Genomic DNA, 20,213 nt, shown 5'->3' with positions numbered 1-20,213 from the left:
TTTGGCGATGACCAGATGCGCGCCCGTACCGATCACGCCGCTCAGAACTTCGCCGTCCTGCGTCAGTTCGTCTTGAACCTCCTGCGCCTCGCCCCAGCCAAGCGGAAAGGGGGCCTCAAGGTCCAGCATCTGATCGCCGCCACTTCCGACACCTTTCGTGCTCAAGTCCTGGGTCTTATATAAGATTCATGCAATTGCCCTGCACCCCCGGGCGATCGAGCGGTCGTGAATCCGACTTTCACGTTAAAATCGCAGCTCCTTGAACGAGCCCTGAGCGGGATGGATCATGATGACAAGCGCTGAAATCCGCGACAAGTTCCTGAAGTTCTTCGCCTCCAAAGGCCACCAGATCGTTGCCTCGAGTTCGCTGGTACCGCATGCCGATCCGACGCTGTTGTTCACCAACGCCGGCATGAACCAGTTCAAGGACGTCTTTCTCGGTTTCGACAAGCGGCCGTACCTGCGCGCGACCACTGCGCAGAAATGCGTTCGTGCCGGCGGCAAGCACAACGACCTCGAAAACGTTGGCTACACCGCGCGTCACCACACCTTTTTTGAAATGCTCGGCAACTTCTCGTTTGGCGACTACTTCAAGCTCGACGCGATTCGCTACGCCTGGGAGTTGCTGGTCGAGGTCTATGGCTTGCCCGCCGATCGCCTGTGGGTCACGGTCTATGCCGAGGACGACGAAGCCTACGAGATCTGGACGCGCGAGATCGGCGTGCCGGCCGAGCGGGTGGTGCGCATCGGTGACAACAAGGGCGCGCGCTACGCCTCCGACAACTTCTGGATGATGGGCGACACCGGTCCCTGCGGACCCTGTACGGAAATCTTCTACGACCACGGGGAAGGCATCCCCGGCGGGCCACCAGGATCGCCCGACGAAGAGGGGGATCGTTACATCGAGATCTGGAACAACGTCTTCATGCAGTTCAACCGTGATGAGGCTGGGGTCATGCACCCGCTGCCCAAGCCTTCGGTCGATACCGGTATGGGGCTCGAGCGGACGGCGGCAGTACTGCAGCATGTCCATAGCAACTACGAGATCGACCTGTTTGTCCGCCTGATCGCTGCCGCCGCGCGCGAGACTTCGTCTGCCGACCTCGACAGCCCCTCGCTGCGAGTACTTGCCGATCACATCCGCGCCTGTGCCTTCCTGATCTCCGATGGGGTGATCCCCGGCAACGAGGGGCGGGGCTATGTCCTGCGGCGCATCATCCGGCGCGCCATCCGGCATGGCTACAAACTCGGTGCGCGTGCGGCCTTCTTCCACCGCATGCTGCCCGATCTGGTGGTCGAAATGGGCGCTGCCTATCCCGAACTGGCCCGCAACGAGGCTCGCGTCAGCGAGGTGCTGCGCCAGGAAGAGGGGCGTTTCTTCGAGACCATCGAGCACGGCATGAGCATCCTCGAAGGCGAACTCGCGGCTATGCAGGGCAAGGGCAGCACCGTCTTCAACGGCACCACCGCCTTCAAGCTGCACGATACCTTCGGCTTCCCGCTCGATCTGACCGCCGATGTCTGCCGTGAACGCGGCGTCAGCGTCGATGTGGCCGCTTTTGACGCGGCGATGGCGCACCAGAAGGAACAGGCACGCGCCGCCGGCAAATTCAGGATGGCCGCAGCGCTCGATTACCAGGGACCGGCGACGACCTTTCATGGTTACGAGGCAACCGAGTTCAACGGCAAAGTCCTGGCGCTGTACCGCGACAGCAGCCCGGTCGAGCAGCTCAGGGAAGGCGAACTCGGCGTCGTCGTCCTTGACGAAACGCCGTTCTACGCCGAATCGGGCGGCCAGGTCGGCGATCGCGGCCTCTTGCAGGGCGGGCAGGGGATTTTCGCGGTCGAGGACACGCAGAAGATCCAGGCCACCGTCTTTGGTCATCAGGGCGTCGTCAGGACCGGGCTGATCAGTGTTGGCGACGGCGTTTCCGCCAGGGTGGACGGGCTGGCGCGCGCGCGTACCGTGCGCAACCACTCGGCGACGCACCTGATGCACAAGGCGCTGCGCGAGGTGCTCGGCAGCCATGTGCAGCAGAAAGGCTCGCTGGTCGACGCCGAGAAGACGCGCTTCGACTTTGCGCACAATGCGCCGATGACCGCCGACCAGATTCGTCGTGTCGAGAACCTCGTCAATCACGAGATTCTTGCCAATGCCGCCGCCGAGGCACGCATCATGCCGATCGAGGAAGCACAGCGGTCGGGGGCGATGATGCTCTTCGGCGAGAAATACGGCGATGAAGTGCGCGTGCTGACCATCGGCTCGTCGAAGGAACTCTGCGGTGGCGTGCACGTCCGCCGCAGTGGTGACATCGGCCTGTTCAAGATTGTTGCCGAAACCGGCGTCGCCGCCGGCGTCCGGCGCGTCGAGGCGGTGACCGGTGACACCGCGCTGGCGTTGGTTCAACAGCAGCAGGCGATGCTGACCGATGCTGCGGCGGCGTTCAAGGCGCCGCTTGCCGAGGTACCGGTCAAGCTCGCGCAGGTTCTCGACAACGTCCGCTCGCTGGAAAGGGAACTGGCCCGTCTCAAGGCGAAGCTCGCTGCGGTGCAAGGCGACGAGCTGCTCGCGCAGGCGGTCGAAGTCAAGGGCGCCAGGGTCGTCGCCGCGGTCATGGACAGCGCCGACGTCAACGCCTTGCGCTCGACCATCGACAAACTGCGCGACAAATTGCAGAGTGCCGCCGTCGTGCTAGCTTCGACCAATGACGGCAAAGTGACACTGATCGCCGGCGTCACCGCCGATCTGACCGGCAAGGTCAAGGCAGGCGAACTAGTGAATATGGTTGCCCGCCAGGTTGGCGGCAAGGGCGGCGGTCGTGCAGACATGGCCCAGGCCGGCGGCAACGAGCCGGCCAATTTGCCTGTGGCACTAGCCTCGGTGCGGCCCTGGGTCGAGCAACACTTGTGATCCGGAACTGAAAACGATCGGAGCCCGGCGATGCAGCACTTTGCCAGTGACAACTACGCCGGCATTTGTCCGGAGGCGCTCGCCGCGCTAGTGGCGGCCAACGACGGGCATGTACGTTCGTATGGCGACGACGAGTGGACGCTGCGTGTGGCCGACCGTCTGCGCGAATTGTTCGAGACCGACTGCGACGTGTACTTCGTCTTCAACGGTACGGCAGCCAATTCCCTGGTGCTGGCTGCCCTGTGCCAGCCTTACCACAGCGTGATCTGCCATCGACTGGCGCATGTTGACACCGACGAATGCGGGGCGCCGCAATTCTTCTCAAATGGCGCCACGCTGTTGGCGGTGGGCGGCGAGCAGGGCAAGCTGACGCCGGAGGCGATTGTCGAAGTCGTGACCCGACGCAGTGACATCCACTATCCCAAGCCGAAGGTGGTGACCGTGACGCAGGCAACCGAGGTCGGCACCGTGTATCGTCCCGACGAACTGCAGGCGATCGCCGATACGGCACGCGCGCATGGCTTGCGCGTGCACATGGACGGCGCCCGCTTTGCCAATGCCGTCGCCGGTCTCGGCCTGAGTCCGGCGGAAGTGAGCTGGCGGGCCGGCATCGATGTGCTGTGCTTTGGCGGTACCAAGATGGGCCTGCCGGTCGGCGAGGCCGTCGTTTTTTTCGACCGCAAACTGTCGGACGATTTTTCCTATCGCTGCAAACAGGCCGGCCAACTGGCGTCGAAGATGCGCTTCCTGTCCGCTCCCTGGCTCGGAATCCTCGAAAACGATGCCTGGTTGCGGCACGCTGCGCACGCCAATGCCATGGCACGGCGTCTGGTGGCCGGTCTGGCCGAAGGCACTGGCCTGCCGGCGTTGTTCCCGGTGCAGGCCAACGGTGTCTTTGTGCGCCTGCCCGGCTATATCGAGGCTGGCCTGCGCGCACGCGGCTGGTTGTTTTACAACTTCATCGCGGCTGGCGGCGCGCGTTTCATGTGTGCTTGGGATACCGCACCGGAGACCGTCGATCGCCTGCTCGCCGACATCCGTGCGTTGGCCGCAGAGTCCGCTTGAGCACCTGGCGTTTCTGTCCGCTCTGTGGCGCCGGGCTGGAGATGCGTGCGGTCGGTGGTCTGCCGCGGCGCCATTGCCGTGCCGACTGTGGTTTCGTGCATTGGGACAACCCGGTGCCGGTGCTGGCGGCGCTGGTCGAATACCGGGAGCAGATCGTGCTGGCGCGTAACCACGCCTGGACGGCCGGCGCTTTCGGCTTGATCACGGGTTTTCTCGAGCGCGACGAAGCGCCGGCTGCCGGCGTCGCGCGCGAGGTCAAGGAAGAACTCGGCCTCGACGCCACGGCGGCCACGTTGATCGGCGTCTATCCGTTTGCACGCAAACACGAAGTGATCATTGCCTACCATGTACTCGCCGATGGCGAGATCCGGCTGAACGAGGAACTTGCCGAGTTCCGGCTGATCGCTCCTGAAAAGCTTAAGGCCTGGGACTTCGGGGCGGGCCTGGCGGTCAGCGACTGGCTGGCTCGGCGAGGGGTCGGATGATCTACTCGCTGCCACCGCCGTTCAACCAGCGCAGCGCGACGCTCAGGCAGGTATTCAGGGTGTGATGGTCGAAATGGCCGGGCAGGGCCGACAGCAATCGGTCACAGCCCGGCGCATCGTCATTGTCGAAGCATTCGAGCAGGGCCAGGATGTTCCCGAGCAGACCGGCATGCTCACAGAGCGCGTTGCGCACGGCGCGTTCGACGGCAATCTGTTCGAGAATTTCCTCGATCGGCAGACCGAGCGCAACCGGCATCATCGACAGGATGCCGGTGATGAAGGCCAGTTCGCTCAAGTGTCGGTGATTGCCTGGCGGACCCAGCTCGATCAACAACTCCATCATCCGGCCGCGCAGGGCGGCGACCTGCAGCAACGGTGAGCGGGAAGGGTCGGCCGCCTGGCCGGGGGCCAGCAGAAGCAGCGACAACCAGCGCTGCAACTGGCGGCGTCCGAACAGGGTGATTGCATGCCGCAGCGAGGTCACCGGCTGTGCGAGGCGGCTACCGCGACATCCGACCGAGTTCACCACCCGCAGCAGGTTGAGCGTCAGCGCAGGCTCGTGCTTGAAGGCATCCTCGATCAGCGCGGTCTCGACATCACGCCCGACGAGGTTGATCAGGCGAATCAGCGCCGCCTGCGAGGCCGAGAGGCGGCGACCACTGATGATTTCGGCCTGTGCGAAGTAGCGGCCCTGAAATAGCTCAAAGCCGAGGTGGCGACAATTCTCCATCTGCTCGCTATTGCCAATTCCCTGCGCCAGCAGCCTGATCGGCAGCTTGCGCAGTGAACCGGCGAGATCCCGAAGGGGGCCTGCGTCGGCGGCGTCAACGTCGATCTTGATGATTCCGACCATCGGCAACAGCGGTCGACTGCGGTCGTCGATGCCGCGGTAGTCGGGCATCGCCAGCGTGTAGCCGCGCGCGCGCAGATCCTGGCAACGCGTCAGCGTCGCCCTGTCGGCGACGCCGTCGAGCAACAGTTCGAGGACCACGCCGGCCGGTGGCAGCAATTCGATGGCTTCCTGCTGCAAAAATTCGCTGTCGATGCCGATGAATGCACAACTGTGACCGAGCGCACTCTGCATGCCCAGTTCGGAATAGGCTGCACACAGCGCGGCAGCCGCACCGGCGGGCGGGGAGGTCGTCGCGGCGCTGGTTCGGAACGAGAGCTGGTAGCCGGCGAGCTCCTGCTGCCGGTTGAGGATCGGCTGCCGGAACAGAAAGGCGTTCTTGAGGGATGAATCGTCTGTCATCGGGGCATGGCGCGTCAGAACGGCAGCACCAGGCCGGGGCGGGTGGTATTGAGGACGCGGCGAAAATCATCCTGAATACGTTTCAAGGCCTCGTTGTCGTCGGCTTCGAAACGGAGCACGACCACCGGTGTGGTATTCGACGGCCGTGCCAGTCCGAAGCCATCGGCATACTCGACGCGCAGGCCATCGATGGTGATGATCTCGCGTGCACCCTCGAAGTGTGCCTGACGCCGCAGTTCGTCGATCAGCGCCAGGGGCTCGCCTTCCTGCATGGCGATGTTCAGTTCCGGCGTCGAGCTGCTGTCGGGCAGAGTCTTCAGCATGGTGTTGGCATCGACTGCACGGGAGAGGATCTCGAGCAGTCGGGTTCCCGCGTAGAGGCCATCGTCGAAGCCGAACCAGCGTTCCTTGAAGAACATGTGGCCGCTCATTTCGCCGGCCAGCGGCGCACCGGTTTCCTTGAGTTTCGCTTTGACCAGCGCGTGTCCGGTTTTCCACATCAGCGGTTCGCCGCCATGCTGGCGGATCCATGGCGCCAGCCGGCGCGTGCATTTGACATCGTAGATGATCGCCTGTCCTGGGCAGCGGCCGAGCACGTCGGCGGCAAAGAGCATCAGTTGACGATCGGGGTAGATGATCTCGCCGTCGCGGGTGACGACGCCGAGGCGGTCACCATCACCGTCAAAAGCAAGTCCGAGTTCAGCGCCGCTGCGGCCGAGTGCCTCGATGAGGTCCTGCAGGTTCTCGGGCTTCGACGGGTCGGGGTGATGGTTCGGAAAATGCCCATCTACCTCACAGAACAGTTCGACCAGCTCACAACCGAGTGCGCGAAAGAGCTGCGGGGCGATGCCTCCGGCGACACCGTTGCCGCAGTCGATGACGATCTTCAGCGGGCGTGCCAGGTGGACGTCGCTGGTGATGCGCGCGAGGTAGGCAGGGCGAACGTCGGCGCTGCTGGACTGGCCAGCAGCGTGCTTGAGCCAGCCGGCGTCAACGCGTTGCCGGATCTCCTGTATGGTTTCACCGGCCAGCGTTTCACCGCCGATGACCATTTTCAGACCGTTATAATCGGGCGGATTATGGCTGCCGGTGACGGCAACGCAACTCTGGCAACCGAGTTCATGCGCGGCGAAGTAGACCACCGGCGTTGGTACGCAACCGACGTCGATGCTGTCGATGCCGGCCATGCGGATGCCTTCCATCAGTGCCGCCGATAGTTCTGGCCCGGACAGGCGTCCATCACGGCCCACCGCAATCGCGCGTTGGCCGCGTTCGACGGCCAACGAACCGAGGCCATGGCCGATGCGTCGAACGATGTCTGCGGTCAGGGTTTTGCCGACGATGCCGCGAATGTCGTAGGCCTTGAAGATTTCGGCGGGCAGGGGAGTGGGCATGTCAAACCTCTTGCTGAAAGTAATCAAGAATGCGCTGTGGCAGCCAGTCGAGTCGCCCCGGCAGGCTGCCGGTGACGAAACCCACATGGCCACCCTGACGCGGGAACTCTAACTGCACGCTGGCAGCAACCTGGCGGGCAGTGGGCAGCGCCCGTGCCGGCAGGAAAGGGTCGTTCTGGGCATTGAGCAGCAGCGTTGGCAGCCGGATGCCGGACAGCCAGGGTTTGCTCGACGCTCTTTGCCAATAGTCGTCGGCGCCGGCAAAGCCATGCAACGGTGCCGTGACGACCTCGTCGAATTCATAAAGATTGTGGGCCGCGCGCATTCGTCGTTCGTCGAACAGGCCGGGATAGCGGCGCAGTTTGTCAGCGGCATGACGTTTGAGGGTACGCAGGAAGTGCCGGGTGTAGAGGCGGTTGAAACCGCTGGCGAGGGCGTGACCGCAAGCGGCGAGGTCGAGCGGTGCACTGATCGCGGCGGCCGCCTGCAGGGTGTCGGTAGCCGCCGTCTCGCGTTCGCCGAGCCATTTCAGAAGCGCGTTGCCGCCCAGCGAAACGCCGACTGCGTAGCGTGGGTGGCTTGGAAAAAATGCCTGCAGACGCCGCAGGATCCAGTCGATCTCGTCGCTGTCGCCGGAGTGGTAGGCGCGTGGCAGGCGATTGCTCTCGCCCGAACATCCCCGGAAATTCACCACCACGCCTGCCCAGCCGATGACCGTCACGGCGCGCATCAGGGTGCTTGCGTAGTAGCTGCCGGAACTGCCTTCCAGACCATGAAAAAGTACCAGCAAGGGCCGATCATCCGGAGTGGACGATGGCGCAAGGTTCCAGTCGAGGTCGATGAAGTCGCCATCCGGCGTCTCCCAGCGTTGCCGGTGGTAGGGCAGGGGAGCGGGTCGGATCAGCAGGGGGTAGAGGGTCTGGGCGTGGCTGCCGGGTAGCCAGCCTGGCGCACGGTAGGAACTCAATGCAGTGTCCGCGGCGTTTTCGTGCTGCCTTCGTCGGCATTGTCGCTGTTCGCCAGGTTCCGGTCGGCTGCGGTCGATGAGTGGTGCGAGAGCAGGCGCCAGCCATTGGCACCGCGCTGGAAAACATTGGTCGCCAGCATCGGCCCGTGCGGTTTGCGCTCCTCACCGATGTAGAGCGTTTCGACGACATGGTGCACCGACAGGAGCATGCCGTTCCAGCGAATGCCGCGCGACAGGCGCACCGTCAGGCGCGGGTTGTTGGCGAAAATGCTGCGCCAGCTTTCGCGGATTGCATCGGCACCGGTCAGGCGCTGGCCGGTCGGGTGGATGCAGACGATTTCTTCATCATCGGCCCAGACACTCATCAGGGCGACCAGATCGGCACGTGCAATGGCCTCGTAGAAGGCCGTTTCGACGTCCTCAGGGGTAGCAAAAATGATGATCATGCCAGCGCTCTGGTCAGGCAGGCGTCGAGAACGCGCTGCGGGTCGAGCTTGTTCAGGCAGTCGAGATGGCCCAATGGACAGGTGCGCCGGAAGCAGGGGCTGCAGTCGAGATGCAGGCTGATGACCTTCGCTCGTACCGAAAGCGGGGGCGTGAAGCCAGGCGATGAGGAGCCATAGAGGGCAACCAGCGGTCGGCCGAGGGCGGCGGCGACGTGCATCAGGCCCGAATCGTTGCAGACGACAAACGCTGCGGCAGCCAGCAGATCGATGGCCTGGGTCAGGGTGGTGGCACCGCAGAGGTTGTGGGGCCGCCTGGTCAGGTCGGTACGGTTGACGATCTGGTCGGCGATCGCCCGGTCCTTCGGTGAACCGAGCAGCCAGACCGCGTAGCCCTGATCTGCCAGCATATTGGCGAGGGTCGCGAAATGCTTGGCCGGCCAGCGCTTGGCCGGGCCATATTCGGCACCGGGGCAGAATATCGCCAGCTTCTCAGGCAGTGCGATACCCAGCGACGCCAGCGTTGCGGCGCGTTGCAAACTGTCGGATTGCAGGCGTGGCTGCGGTAGCGGTCTGGGCAGTGCCGTTCCGGGCGCTTCGGCAAGTTGCGCGAAGCGCTCGACCATCAGCGGCAGTTGCGCCTTGTTCAGTGTGTGCCGGCGATTGATCAGCCCGTAGCGGCTTTCACCCACGAAACCGATGCGCTCGGGAATGTCGGCAAAAAACGGAATCAGAGCCGATTTGATCGAATTCGGCAGAACGTAGGCACGCTGGTAGCCGCCCTTTGCCAATTGGTGAGCCAGCCGGTGCCGAGCTTTCAGCGAGAGATCGCCGTGTGCGAAGGGGCTGTCGATGAGTCGTGTAATCTCGGGCATCCGTTCGAGAACCGGCGTGACCCAGCGAGGTGCCAGAGCGTCGATCTGCAGGCCGGGGTTTCGCTCATGCAGGCGCATGAACAGCGGCTGCGACAGCACTGTGTCGCCGATCCAGGACGGGGCGACGATGAGTGCTTTCATGACCGGCTGTGCCGTTGCCGATCAGTGGTGCCCCTTCGGTCGCTCTCCCCTGAGGACATAGTGTGCGCTGCAGTAGGGACAAACGACCTCACCGCTATGCGTGATGTCGAGATAGACGCGCGGATGCCTTGCCCACAGCGGTGCATCCTTGCCCGGGCAGTGCAGGGGGAGTTCTTGAGCGGTGACCTCAATGGGCTTCTGCGGGGTTTTCTGAGACATGATGGCAACTTTGCAAGGTTAACGTGAAAGTCGCGTCAGCGACTCACGAATCCTCCCTCTCCCCTCGCGGGAGAGGGGTCGGGGGGAGAGGGAAACGGTCATGACTTTCATGATGATCGGGGGTGCCTGGAAAAGTCATGACCGTTAGACGTAGGCGAGCCAGTCTGCATGCGCCGGCATGCGGCCATTCACGCAGTCGAAGAAGAGACTCTGGATGCGGGTAGTGATCGGGCCGCGGTGGCCCGCACCGATCTGGCGATTGTCGAGTTCGCGAATCGGCGTTATCTCGGCAGCCGTGCCGGTAAAGAAGGCTTCGTCGGCGCAATACACCTCGTCGCGGGTGATCCGTTTCTCGATGACCGGGATGCCCAGCTCGTCGGCAAGCTGCAGGACCGAGGCACGGGTGATGCCTTCGAGGCAGGAGGTCAGATCCGGGGTATACAGTTTGTCTTTCTTGACGATGAACACATTCTCTCCGGCACCCTCGGCCACATAGCCGTCGACATCGAGCAGCAGGGCTTCGTCGTAACCGTCGCGCGCCACCTCCTGGTGGGCAAGGATCGAGTTGGTGTAGGTGCCGACCGACTTCGATCGGCACATGTTGACATTCACATGATGGCGGGTGAACGACGAGGTCTTCACCCGGATGCCTTTTTCCATTCCCTCGGCACCGAGGTAGGCACCCCACGGCCAGGCAGCGATGGCCACGTGCGTACTCACCGCAGTGGCAGCGATGCCCATTGCCTCGGAGCCATAGAAAACGATCGGCCGCAGGTAGCAGGATTCGAGTTGATTGGCGCGTACCACTTCTTTCTGCGCTTCGAGCAGGGTTTCCTTGTCGTAAGGCATCTTCATCTGGAAGATATAGGCCGAGTTGAACAAACGGTCGGTATGTTCCTTGAGACGGAAGATGGCGGTGCCCTTTTCGGCCTTGTAGGCACGGATACCTTCAAAAACCCCCATGCCGTAATGTAGGGTGTGCGTCAGCACATGCGTTGTGGCCTGGCGCCAGGGCACCAGTTTGCCGTCGTACCAGATGAAGCCGTCGCGATCCGCCATGGACATGGTGTGCTCTCCCTTTGCCGGAAATCCTGAAGCGGAAATTCTAGCCGATTTCGCTTCCCGGTTGGCGGTAAAATGGCGTCTTTACTGCCCTGCAAAGCTTCTGCCATGGTCTGGAAACCCAATGTCACCGTCGCTGCGGTGCTCGAACGTGATGGTCGCTTCCTGCTCGTCGAGGAGACAACCGAATACGGAGTCTGTTACAACCAGCCAGCGGGCCATCTGGAATGCGGCGAGTCGCTGATCGATGCGGTAGTCCGCGAGACCCTTGAGGAAACGGCTTATACCCTGACGCCGCAGTTCCTGATCGGAGTCTACAATTATCGTAACGAAACCAGGGACGTGAGCTACCTGCGTTTTGCCTTTGGTGGCGAGATCACGGCACACGATTCCCGACGAGCACTCGACGAAGGCATCCTGGCGGCACACTGGCTGACGCTCGATGAAATCCGGGAACGCCAGGCGCAGCACCGCAGTCCGATGGTTCTCCTGTGCATCGAGGACTGGCTGGCCGGCCGGCGCTATCCGCTCGAACTGTTGCACCAGTACACGTGCGCTGCTTGATGCCATGGATCCTGCTGGGCCTGGCGTCGGCAGTATCGGCGGATTCGTTGAGTATCTGCTACAACTACGGGTGTGTGGCCGAGGCCGACGTGAACTTCAGCGCCGAGCAGTTGACGCAGGTGCGCGACTTGCTCGGCGTTGCCCGCAATGCCACCGAGGAGCGCGTCAGGTTGTCGCTGGCGATTGGCTGGATGCTGGGCTGGGCGGGTGAACAGACACCGATTTCGGCGGATCGCGGGGGCAACTTTGCCGATGATGGCGTCTTCGGGCGGATGGACTGCATCGATCACTCGACAACCACGACGCGCCTGCTGCGGCTGCTGGAAAGTCATCGCTGGCTGTCTTTCCATCGTGTCCTGGAACCGGCGCGACGGGTGCTCTATCTGTTCGAATTCCACTATTCAGCGCAGATCGAGGAACTCGATTTGCTGGCGACAGAACCTGCTCCGACTACGGAGCCGGCGCGTTATGTCGTGGATAGCTGGTTTCGCGACAACGGTCGCCCGGCGGTGGTGATGGCGCTGCCGGACTGGCTCGACGGCCAGGGTCGGGAAGAGAGTGGGGGGGTGGCGGTGGTCGCTGGTGGCTACACTGATGATTCGCCGGTCGAACACTAACGGTCACGACTGTTCCAGACACCTCCGATCATGAAAGTCATGACCGTTTCCCTCTCCCCCGACCCCTCTCTCGCGAGGGGAGAGGGGAGATTCGTGGGTCGCTCACGCGACTTTCACATTAACAGGGTACGCAGATGAACAAGGGAAAAACTGTCGTCGTTGGCTTGTCCGGTGGCGTTGATTCGTCGGTCGCCGCCTGGCTGCTCAAGGAGCAGGGATGGCATGTGGTCGGCCTGTTCATGAAGAATTGGGAAGATGACGATGGCGACGAATATTGTGCCTCCCGCCAGGACCTGATCGATGTGATCAGCGTTGCCGACACGCTCGGCATCGAGGTCGAAGTGGTGAACTTCGCGAGAGAATACAAGGAACGCGTGTTTGCGTACTTTCTGAAGGAATACCAGGCAGGCCGCACGCCGAATCCGGACGTGTTGTGCAACTCGGAGATCAAGTTCAGGGCTTTTCTCGAGTACGCGCTGAAGATTGGCGCGCAGCGTATCGCCACCGGCCATTACGCCGGCGTGCGCGAGTTCCAGGGCACCTGGCAGTTGCTCAAGGCCGAGGATGGAACCAAGGACCAGAGTTATTTCCTGTACCGGCTCAATCAACAGCAACTGGCAAGGACGCTGTTCCCCCTGGCTGGCCTGTACAAGCGGGACGTTCGCAAGATTGCCGAGGCGGCCGGTCTGCATGTCGCGCTGAAGAAGGATTCGACCGGTATCTGTTTTATCGGTGAGCGGCCGTTCAAGGATTTCCTGATGCGTTATCTGCCGAGCAGCCAGGGCGAGATTCGTTGCCTCGACGACGACCGCGTGCTTGGCGAACACGACGGGGTGGCCTACCACACGATCGGTCAGCGCAAGGGTTTGCACATCGGCGGTGTCAGGGGGGGCAAGAGCGGCGACCACGGCGACCATGATGCCTGGTTCGTGGCCCGCAAGGATGTGGCCGAAAACATCCTCTATGTCGTGCAGGGGCATGACCATCCGGCGTTGCTGGCCGACGAAGTGAGCGCCTGGGATTTGTCCTGGGTAGCCGGTGAAGCGCCGCATACACACTGGGTGTATACCGCTAAAACACGCTACCGGCAGGCCGATGCCGCCTGCGAGATTGAGCGGGTCGGCGCCGATGCCTGCTTGATCCGCTTCGCCGAGCCGCAATGGGCGATCACGCCGGGGCAGTCGGTGGTGGTCTATGAAAGTCGCGTTTGCCTCGGGGGAGGGGTGATCACCTGAGCAGCGCTTCCGTGCAACGGAAACCATGGGACTGCCTGCTGACGCCATGCCGGCAAGAGTCACGAAGGACTTTAACTATTGGCAGCCAAACGACATAGAGACGAAAAACTGGTAGACTGAAATCCGCCCCTTGGAAGATAAAAGACCGAGGGGGCTCGGCCCGTGCCACATCGAATCATTCCCTTGGCGGTCGTTCAACGTCCTGGCTGTGCAGATGGGCGGGGGTTCATACTTCAGGTCTTGTACGCCGAAGCCATGGATCCAGATGGCAGGCGAAGTCGATTTCAGCGAGATTGCATGGGAGTTGGATATGTCAACCATTTTCATCAGCAGCCTTCCCTTTCGAGCAGACGAAGCGTTTATCCGCAATCTGTTCAGCCCCTATGGTCGGGTCGTGTCGGTTGATCTGCATGCGGACTGGGTCAATCCGACCCATGAGCCTTATGCCTATGTCGATCTGGAAACGTCCGACCCAAAATTGGCGGTAGACGCCCTGGATGGCCAAAAATTTGGCCAGAACCATATCCGTGTCCATCAACGGGTGATTCTGCCGACTTCGGCTGTCAAGACCGTCTGACCTCGCGCGCATCTCACAACTCTCATTCTTTCGGAGTGACCCCATGGCCACGGATATCGACCAACAAATCCTCAATGACCTGCGCCAGTTCGATTTCGTTGCACAGAACATCTGGCCCAAATTGCGTGGCCTGTTCAAGCACTCGATCGCCGCACGTTGCAGCCAATGCGTCATTTCCTCACGCGTACCCTATGTCACGCTGACTGATGGGGTCTGTAACCTGTGCCACGAGCACAACAAGTTGCGCGCCAACGACGAGGAAACCCTCTGGCAGAAGAAATATGTCGAACATCAACGCAAGGAACTGGACCAGTTGCTGAAAAGTCATCAGGGCAAGGGCCGCAACCGTTATGACGCATTGGTTCTGTTCAGTGGCGGCAAGGATAGCGTTTATATGCTGTCGCGCCTGCGCAAGGAATACCCCGGTCTCCGCGTTCTGCTGATGACCTGGGACAACGGCTTCTATTCCAAGTTGTCGCTGGATCGCTGCAAGGAAGTAGCTGCCAAAATGGACCTTGACCATATCGTCTACAAGCCGCGTTCGTCCGTTTACAAGACGCTTTACTGCTATACGCTGAAGAATGTCGAAATGAAGGGCAGCTATCAGACGGTCGACCGGCTCGATGGTACGCTGAATCAGATGCTGGGCTTCTATTTCGCCTATGACATGAATATTCCTCTGGTCCTGGCGGGAGTTGATTTCGCACAGGAACTGATCATGCAGTTCCATTCATATTATGTGATGCCGTTCGAGGACATGTGTTCGCGCACCCTGACCGACCGTATGGAGCGCCGGTCGGGTTTCAGGATTGCCGACATTTTTACCGATGAAGACCAGAAACTGTTCTGGGACGGCACCGGCAAGGACCCCGATCGTGTTCCGCAATACGTGCTTCCCTTCGTCGCCTGGCGTCCCGACAAGGCAGCCATTCTGGGCGAACTCGAGCGGGAAAGCCTGATGCCGGAACGTGATTCTTCCCCCATTCTGACCAACAATCAGGTGCTCTCGATCATGACCGCCATCGACATCAAGACGATCGGCTATTGCAGTTTCGAACCGGAGTTCGCCGAGATGATCCGCTTCCGCGAAAACGATCCGGTTTATTGGCGCAACGCCTTTGAGATGGCCGAGTTCGGTGCCCGCAACAAGGTATTCCTGCAACGCACGGTGACAAAAGTGCTGGGCAAGCTTGGCCTGACCTTTCAGGAGGTGGGACTCGAGGCCTAGGGCGAGGATTTCGCGGAGGCGCTGGTCAGACGTTCTGGCGCAGCGCGTCCACAACAGGAATGCGGGTCACGCGTCGTGCCGGGAAGATCGAAGCGCTCACGGTGGCGACCAGGCCGATGGTGAAGGCGAGCACGAGTTCTTTCGGTACGACCTGGATCTGCGCCCTGTAGCCGACCTCGCTGCTTGGCGGGGGGGGCATGGGAATGCCGATCGCCGAGATCACCCAGGCCAGGATGACGCCGATCAGCAAGCCCGTGCTGCTGCCGATCACCCCGATCAGAACGTTCTCCGTGATCACCAGCCGGAATACGTCGATCCGGCGGTTGCCCAGCGCCATCATGGTTCCGAATTCCCCGACGCGCTCGAAAGCGCTCATATTGACGCTGTTGGCGACGCCGAGCAAGACCATGATCAGGACGATCAGGCGCAGCACGCCGAACTGCCGGTCGTAGAGCGTGACGGTCTTGTCGTAAAAATCGGTCAACTCGTTCCATTGCTTGATTTCGAACCTCTCGGGGTCGAGTTGCCGCGCGAGCAGCCCGGCGACCCGCACCGTATCAAGGGAATCCTTGAGCGAGACGACCAGGGTATTGATGCCTTTAGCATTGAGGAGTTCCTGGGCGGCAGCCAGGGGAATGCGCACCGCACGCCCGTCGTAATCACGGGAAAAGCTCCTGAACGTTCCGACGACTTCGAACTCGAGCGTGTTCAAGGCCCCACCCGAAGTGCTGACCAGAACGATCACCCGGTCCCCGACTCCCACCTTGAATGCGTCGGCCAGGCCCTTGCCAACGATGATCTTGTACTGGTCCTGATCGTTCAGCGCGCGCCCCGATTCGATGCGGATGAACGTGCCCAACTTACTCTCCCGGTTTGGCTCGATGCCCTCGCCAATAATTGAACGGTCGGTACGACCGGTGCTGAGAAGGCCCGAGAAGCTGACCCGTGCCATCACGTCAGCCACCTGCGGCAGTCTGGCGACCTGCCGTCGCAGTGGCTCGGCATCGTCGATCATGAATCTGTCCGGCGCCCGTGCACCTTTTTCGAAGAACCCCTGCGCGTTGATCTGGAGGTGACCGAACTGCGAGTGAATCACCGCCTCGCGTAGCTGAATGAACATGTCCTCGATGAATCCGCCAGAAAGAACGAGGCTGATGACACCAAAAAGGACGGCACCGAACGTCATTCCCGTACGCAGCTTGTGCCCGAGAAGATTGCGGAGAGCAAGTTTGATCACTGCCTGGCCCTGATTCTGTGGGAAAAGTTTAGCGGTTGAAGCGCAACGCGTCGACGATGACCATCCCTGACGCGGTCCGTGCCGGAATGATGCTGGCGATCAGTGTCGATCCCACTGCCAGCAGAAATGCCTCGATGGCGAGCCGGCTGGTGACCATGACCTCGCCCAGGAATCCCCAGGACTGTCCTGGTGGCGGAGGCATGGGGATGCCGATGTGGGAGATCACCCAGGCCAGCAGGGTTCCCAATGCCAGACCCAGGAGACCGCCGACGATGCCGAGCACCGCACCCTCCACGACGATCATGCGCAGGATGTCGCGACGGGTCAGTCCGAGCGCCATGATGGTGCCGATCTCGCCCGTCCGCTCCATGACGCTCATCATCATCGTGTTGAAAATGCTCAACACGATGATCACGGCGATGATGACTCTCATCACGCCCGCCTGTTTGGCGAGGAGGGACACCGCCTTGACATGGAAATCGGCCAGTTCAATCCATTCGGTAAAGACCAGACCCTCGTTCGCAAAGCGCTGGCGCAGGGCCCTCAAGGTGAGACCTGCCTGCTCGGTCTCTGCCAGCAACAATGCCCAGGTATGGGCACCATCGACTTTCAACAGTTTCTGGGCGGTCGTCAGCGGCACCCTCAGCGCGACGTCATCGTACGCTTTCGACATCGTCGCAAAGAAACCTCGTACCCGACACTCGACCGCATTGATACTCCCGGTGGCCGTATTCGCCATGAGGACGACCGTATCCCCGACGTCGACACCCAGGTTCGCGGCGAGGCCCAGGCCGAGGATGATTCCGTTCGGGTCATTGGCCGACAGGTTGGTGCCCTTGGGAATCCGCAGCGAACTGCTCAGAACCTGCTCCTTGTCCGGTTCGACGCCTTCGGCAACGAAAGAGATGGTTTCGTCGCCTTTGCTCACCAGTCCGCTGAACGCCAGACGTTTGCCGAGAACGCGCAGCTCCGGGAGTCGTTCGATGGTGTTCTGGACGGGTGAGATCTTCGGCAGAAGGTAGCCAAACGGGTCGGCCGTCCCCTCTTCGAAGTACCCTTTTCGGGTTACCTGAATATGGCCATACTGGGAAGTAATGGTGGTTTCCCGGTGCTTGAACATGATCCAGTCGATGAAACCGTTCGCGACGATCAGGGCGGCCACCCCGAAGGCGATGGCCGCGAGCGCGAACGCAGAGCGCCGTCGTTGTCGGGCGATGTTTCGGGCAGCCAGGAAAGCGTCGGTCAGCACCTTGGAAATTATACACTTCGATTGACGCTGCTGGATGGCGGCTGGCCTCTGCCAGCAATTCCAAATTTGCTACCGGTAGACGTAAACCTACCCATTCGGTAGCCAGTTTTCGTCGAGTACTTCCGTTGCTATCTTTCCCACATCTTCGATCTCATCGGCGATATGTTCTCGGTCAAGCAGATCGAAACGTCTGGCACGAATCAGCCGGGCCTGTTCGCTGGCCCATGCCACCACGTCCGTTTCGTAGTCTGTGCTCATGGCAACCTCCGCATAACGAATAAGGATAGATCGTGCGAAGCCACGATCTGATCCGTTTGTTGGACGAGCCCGGTCTCGGCTGCTCGATCTGGGAGGCCCTAGAAAACAAATCTTTTGAAATAATCTTACGGAATATGCCAAGCCGAGATTGCGCTGGCAAAACATGCGCTTGACCTGTCATATTCACTGTTGTCGCAGACGACAGGCAATGCCTACTGGACAAGAGAAAGCCGCAATCGTCAACGTTGAAGGCAGTTGCACTTCAGGCGCTTAGGGCGCCTCATATGGAAAGTGGCGATCCCGATTGAAACTTGCTTCAGAACGTGATTCCATCTTACATCTGTTATCAGAACTGTTGAGGAAGTATCTTGACCCGACTGCCACGGACCGCCATCCTCCGCGTAGCGGCTTCGTCCAACAAGAAGAACTATCCCATTACACCAACGCAAGGTCATGCGGCAACGCGAAAAGTCAAGTCCTGCAATCATACAGAGTCCCCGCTTCGGCCGAGAAATCCAGGCCGTTCTCGTACGTGTTGGCAAGCTCCGCATTACTCTCGACACATCCGACCAACCTAATTTGTTGCCACGCATGAAGAAAGGACGAACTGCCCATTTGCGGCCCTTCATCAATGGCCGCAGGAGGGCGGTCGCGCTGCCGCTTGATGAACTTGATGCCTTCCGGAGAACCACGGCACGCAGATTGCGCGGCAGAGTCGCTATTTCAGCTTCGATTGCTGAGTTCGCTCATCCAGGATTCTCGTCATGCGGCTCAGGCAGAGGTAGCGTGACAATACCGGACCTTAGTCCACGCTGAAGTATTCCCGAAACCCGCATCTGACGTCAAGCGCCGACGGGTGTGATTCAAAGTGATGCAAGCCCCATAATTTCAGCATTTTCTACTGATCACCCGGAGGGGACCCCCATGCTAGTCACTGACCGCGACCTGATGTGGTTGGAGCGCCTGAATCGTCATCCTATATTGCGTGCTCGTATGGAAAGCTTGCTGTGCGTAGTGGAAGACGCTGCCGGAGATTTGGAGAAGGCAGATGCGGCGGAACGTCGAGTGATCGAAGAACTACGCCAGATGGGCAACGAAGCTCTGGCGGCCTGGGCGGAACGTGGAGTAGAGAAGAGTGTGGCAGCGGCACGAGTGGAGCCTAAGTTACGTTCGACGGGTAAAAAAAACTCTATTGGCACACGACCTTCGGCCAAATCGATGTGGTAGAGCCTGTGTGGCGGAATGGCACACGGATCGAGCGACGTTTCAGCACCCGTGCGGGGATCCGTTGCCGAGGCAGTTCGCAGCCATTGCAACGGGTGATGAGTGATTTTGGAGCAGATTCGGCTTTTGGGCGGGTGCCGGACAAGCTGAAGGAACACTATGGGATTGAGATGCCGGTGAGCACGATTCAACGGATCACCGAGCATCACGCCCAAATCATTTGCGAACAAGAGGCCAAGCGGGAGATTGTGGCTGGGACGATGGCCGGAGTCACCTTTATCGGCGAGATGGATGGTTCGATGGTCCCGGTGGTGGAAGTTTCTTCGGATGCCAAAGACAAACGAAAAGGGAAGTGTTTGGCTTGGAAAGAAGCTCGCCTGAATCTTGTGCATCCGAAAGGCAGCGTCACCCCGACATTCGGTGGGCATTTTGCCGGTGGTGTCGAGGAAAGCGGGCGACAGTGGTGGCGCTGTGCGGCCAAGGCGGGGTTTGCTCCGGGGAGTAGTTACCTGCATGCGGTGGGCGATGGCGCGCCGTGGATTGCCATGCAGGAGGAAATCCAATTTGGTGCGCAAGGAACCTACTTGGTAGATTTCTTCCATATCTGCGACTATCTCGTCGAAGCGTCCAAGGTCTGTGCCACCGATGATCCGCGAGCCTGGCTGGAAGAACAAAAAAGTCGGCTCAAGGCGAATCAATCCGATGCTGTTCTGGCGGCGTTGGCGCCGTTCGTCAAAGCCGATCGCGAAGATCCCGCCACCACCTGTGACCGCTATATTCGCAACCGTCGTGATCAACTGGATTACCAAGGGGCAATCAAGCAGGGGCTCCCCATTGGGTCGGGGGAAATCGAAAGCGCCCACCGTGACGTGATCCAGGAACGGATCAAGCTTCCCGGTGCTTGGTGGTCCCCCAATCATATCGAGACCATGTTGGCCCTACGACTTAACCGAGCCAACCGGGAATGGGATGCCTATTGGCGAGGTGTCGAAAAAAAAGCCGCATAAAGGGGTCATCTCAACGACGCATCACTTTGAATCACACCCCAGCAGAGACTAGGTTCTGTTGATACATCACCGCAGTCAGATGAGGGCGGAGACGAAGCGCAACATGCCCATGTAGTTGCGGGAGGTTTTTTCATAGCGTGAGAAAATCCTCCGGTAATGTTTGATTTTGTTGAAGAAGCACTCGATCAGGTGTCGCTCTTTGT

19 protein-coding genes and 2 pseudogenes are annotated in these 20,213 nt (G+C 60.7%); 10 read left to right on the top strand and 11 right to left on the bottom strand.

Annotation, left to right across the window (positions count from 1 at the left end; genetic code table 11):
* From V5B39_RS17255 to V5B39_RS17240, 4 genes and pseudogenes are all read left to right on the top strand, one after another.
* A pseudogene (locus V5B39_RS17255) lies at positions 1-183 on the top strand (ISAs1 family transposase); the annotation flags it as partial.
* Between the two features lie 106 nt (positions 184-289).
* Positions 290-2,911, top strand: coding sequence for an alanine--tRNA ligase (alaS, locus tag V5B39_RS17250; RefSeq protein ID WP_332344104.1), 2,622 nt, complete (start codon positions 290-292; stop codon positions 2,909-2,911).
* Positions 2,912-2,941: 30 nt separating this feature from the next.
* Complete coding sequence (locus tag V5B39_RS17245) at positions 2,942-3,976, top strand: threonine aldolase family protein (protein ID WP_332344103.1); 1,035 nt, start codon at positions 2,942-2,944, stop codon at positions 3,974-3,976.
* Positions 3,973-4,461, top strand: a complete 489-nt coding sequence (locus V5B39_RS17240; protein WP_332344102.1) for an NUDIX domain-containing protein — start codon at positions 3,973-3,975, stop codon at positions 4,459-4,461. Before V5B39_RS17245 ends, V5B39_RS17240 begins: the two co-directional genes overlap by 4 nt.
* Before the next feature lies 1 nt (position 4,462).
* On the opposite strand, the gene V5B39_RS17235 is transcribed toward V5B39_RS17240, so the two are convergent.
* The 7 genes from V5B39_RS17235 to V5B39_RS17205 all read right to left on the bottom strand — a co-directional run bounded on the left by V5B39_RS17235 (position 4,463) and on the right by V5B39_RS17205 (position 10,817).
* On the bottom strand, positions 4,463-5,713 hold the full coding sequence (locus V5B39_RS17235) for an EAL and HDOD domain-containing protein (protein WP_332344101.1): 1,251 nt from the start codon (positions 5,711-5,713) through the stop codon (positions 4,463-4,465).
* A 14-nt stretch (positions 5,714-5,727) separates the two neighbouring features.
* Positions 5,728-7,107, bottom strand: coding sequence for a phosphomannomutase/phosphoglucomutase (locus V5B39_RS17230; protein ID WP_332344100.1), 1,380 nt, complete (start codon positions 7,105-7,107; stop codon positions 5,728-5,730).
* A gap of 1 nt (position 7,108) precedes the next feature.
* Positions 7,109-8,074 (bottom strand): hydrolase, encoded by a 966-nt coding sequence (locus V5B39_RS17225; RefSeq protein ID WP_332344099.1) that lies wholly within the window; start codon positions 8,072-8,074, stop codon positions 7,109-7,111.
* Positions 8,071-8,520 carry a YybH family protein gene (locus tag V5B39_RS17220; RefSeq protein WP_332344098.1) on the bottom strand — a complete coding sequence of 150 codons (450 nt, stop codon included), beginning with the start codon at positions 8,518-8,520 and terminating at the stop codon, positions 8,071-8,073. The genes V5B39_RS17225 and V5B39_RS17220 overlap by 4 nt, the downstream gene beginning before the upstream one ends.
* Positions 8,517-9,533, bottom strand: coding sequence for a lipopolysaccharide heptosyltransferase II (waaF, locus tag V5B39_RS17215; RefSeq protein WP_332344097.1), 1,017 nt, complete (start codon positions 9,531-9,533; stop codon positions 8,517-8,519). Before waaF ends, V5B39_RS17220 begins: the two co-directional genes overlap by 4 nt.
* A gap of 21 nt (positions 9,534-9,554) precedes the next feature.
* Positions 9,555-9,752 (bottom strand): zinc-finger domain-containing protein, encoded by a 198-nt coding sequence (locus V5B39_RS17210; RefSeq protein ID WP_332344096.1) that lies wholly within the window; start codon positions 9,750-9,752, stop codon positions 9,555-9,557.
* Between the two features lie 144 nt (positions 9,753-9,896).
* The gene (locus tag V5B39_RS17205) at positions 9,897-10,817 is read right to left on the bottom strand and encodes a branched-chain amino acid transaminase (RefSeq protein WP_332344095.1); all 921 of its coding nucleotides are present in this window, start codon (positions 10,815-10,817) and stop codon (positions 9,897-9,899) included.
* Between the two features lie 105 nt (positions 10,818-10,922).
* On the opposite strand from V5B39_RS17205, the gene V5B39_RS17200 reads away from it, so the two are divergent.
* The 5 genes from V5B39_RS17200 to V5B39_RS17180 all read left to right on the top strand — a co-directional run bounded on the left by V5B39_RS17200 (position 10,923) and on the right by V5B39_RS17180 (position 15,035).
* Positions 10,923-11,378: an NUDIX hydrolase gene (locus V5B39_RS17200; RefSeq protein ID WP_332344094.1), complete on the top strand. Its 456-nt coding sequence runs from the start codon at positions 10,923-10,925 to the stop codon at positions 11,376-11,378.
* Entirely contained in the window at positions 11,378-11,995 is a 618-nt protein-coding gene (locus V5B39_RS17195) for a hypothetical protein (RefSeq protein ID WP_332344093.1), read from the top strand. Before V5B39_RS17200 ends, V5B39_RS17195 begins: the two co-directional genes overlap by 1 nt.
* A gap of 134 nt (positions 11,996-12,129) precedes the next feature.
* The gene (gene mnmA, locus V5B39_RS17190; RefSeq protein WP_332344092.1) at positions 12,130-13,230 is read left to right on the top strand and encodes a tRNA 2-thiouridine(34) synthase MnmA; all 1,101 of its coding nucleotides are present in this window, start codon (positions 12,130-12,132) and stop codon (positions 13,228-13,230) included.
* A gap of 265 nt (positions 13,231-13,495) precedes the next feature.
* The gene (locus V5B39_RS17185; RefSeq protein ID WP_332344091.1) at positions 13,496-13,807 is read left to right on the top strand and encodes an RNA recognition motif domain-containing protein; all 312 of its coding nucleotides are present in this window, start codon (positions 13,496-13,498) and stop codon (positions 13,805-13,807) included.
* Positions 13,808-13,850: 43 nt separating this feature from the next.
* Positions 13,851-15,035 carry a hypothetical protein gene (locus V5B39_RS17180; RefSeq protein WP_332344090.1) on the top strand — a complete coding sequence of 395 codons (1,185 nt, stop codon included), beginning with the start codon at positions 13,851-13,853 and terminating at the stop codon, positions 15,033-15,035.
* A gap of 25 nt (positions 15,036-15,060) precedes the next feature.
* Here V5B39_RS17180 and V5B39_RS17175 read toward each other — a convergent pair whose 3' ends face one another.
* The 3 genes from V5B39_RS17175 to V5B39_RS17165 all read right to left on the bottom strand — a co-directional run bounded on the left by V5B39_RS17175 (position 15,061) and on the right by V5B39_RS17165 (position 17,779).
* Positions 15,061-16,272 (bottom strand): ABC transporter permease, encoded by a 1,212-nt coding sequence (locus V5B39_RS17175; protein WP_332344089.1) that lies wholly within the window; start codon positions 16,270-16,272, stop codon positions 15,061-15,063.
* A gap of 28 nt (positions 16,273-16,300) precedes the next feature.
* Positions 16,301-17,521, bottom strand: a complete 1,221-nt coding sequence (locus V5B39_RS17170; protein WP_332344088.1) for an ABC transporter permease — start codon at positions 17,519-17,521, stop codon at positions 16,301-16,303.
* Positions 17,522-17,608: 87 nt separating this feature from the next.
* The gene (locus tag V5B39_RS17165; protein ID WP_434735716.1) at positions 17,609-17,779 is read right to left on the bottom strand and encodes a DUF29 family protein; all 171 of its coding nucleotides are present in this window, start codon (positions 17,777-17,779) and stop codon (positions 17,609-17,611) included.
* A gap of 924 nt (positions 17,780-18,703) precedes the next feature.
* Between V5B39_RS17165 and V5B39_RS17160 the strand changes: the two genes are divergently transcribed.
* A protein-coding gene (locus V5B39_RS17160) for an ISKra4 family transposase (protein ID WP_332344087.1) occupies positions 18,704-20,010 on the top strand; the annotation gives its coding sequence in 2 pieces (ribosomal slippage) (positions 18,704-18,958 and positions 18,961-20,010; 1,305 coding nt in all).
* Between the two features lie 75 nt (positions 20,011-20,085).
* Here V5B39_RS17160 and V5B39_RS17155 read toward each other — a convergent pair.
* Positions 20,086-20,213, bottom strand: a pseudogene (locus V5B39_RS17155) (IS5 family transposase); the annotation flags it as partial.

It is taken from the genome of Accumulibacter sp. (genome assembly GCF_036625275.1).
GTDB lineage: Bacteria > Pseudomonadota > Gammaproteobacteria > Burkholderiales > Rhodocyclaceae > Accumulibacter.
The sequence above is the reverse complement of the archived record's forward strand: the minus strand, read 5'-3'. Positions and strand labels throughout refer to the sequence as shown.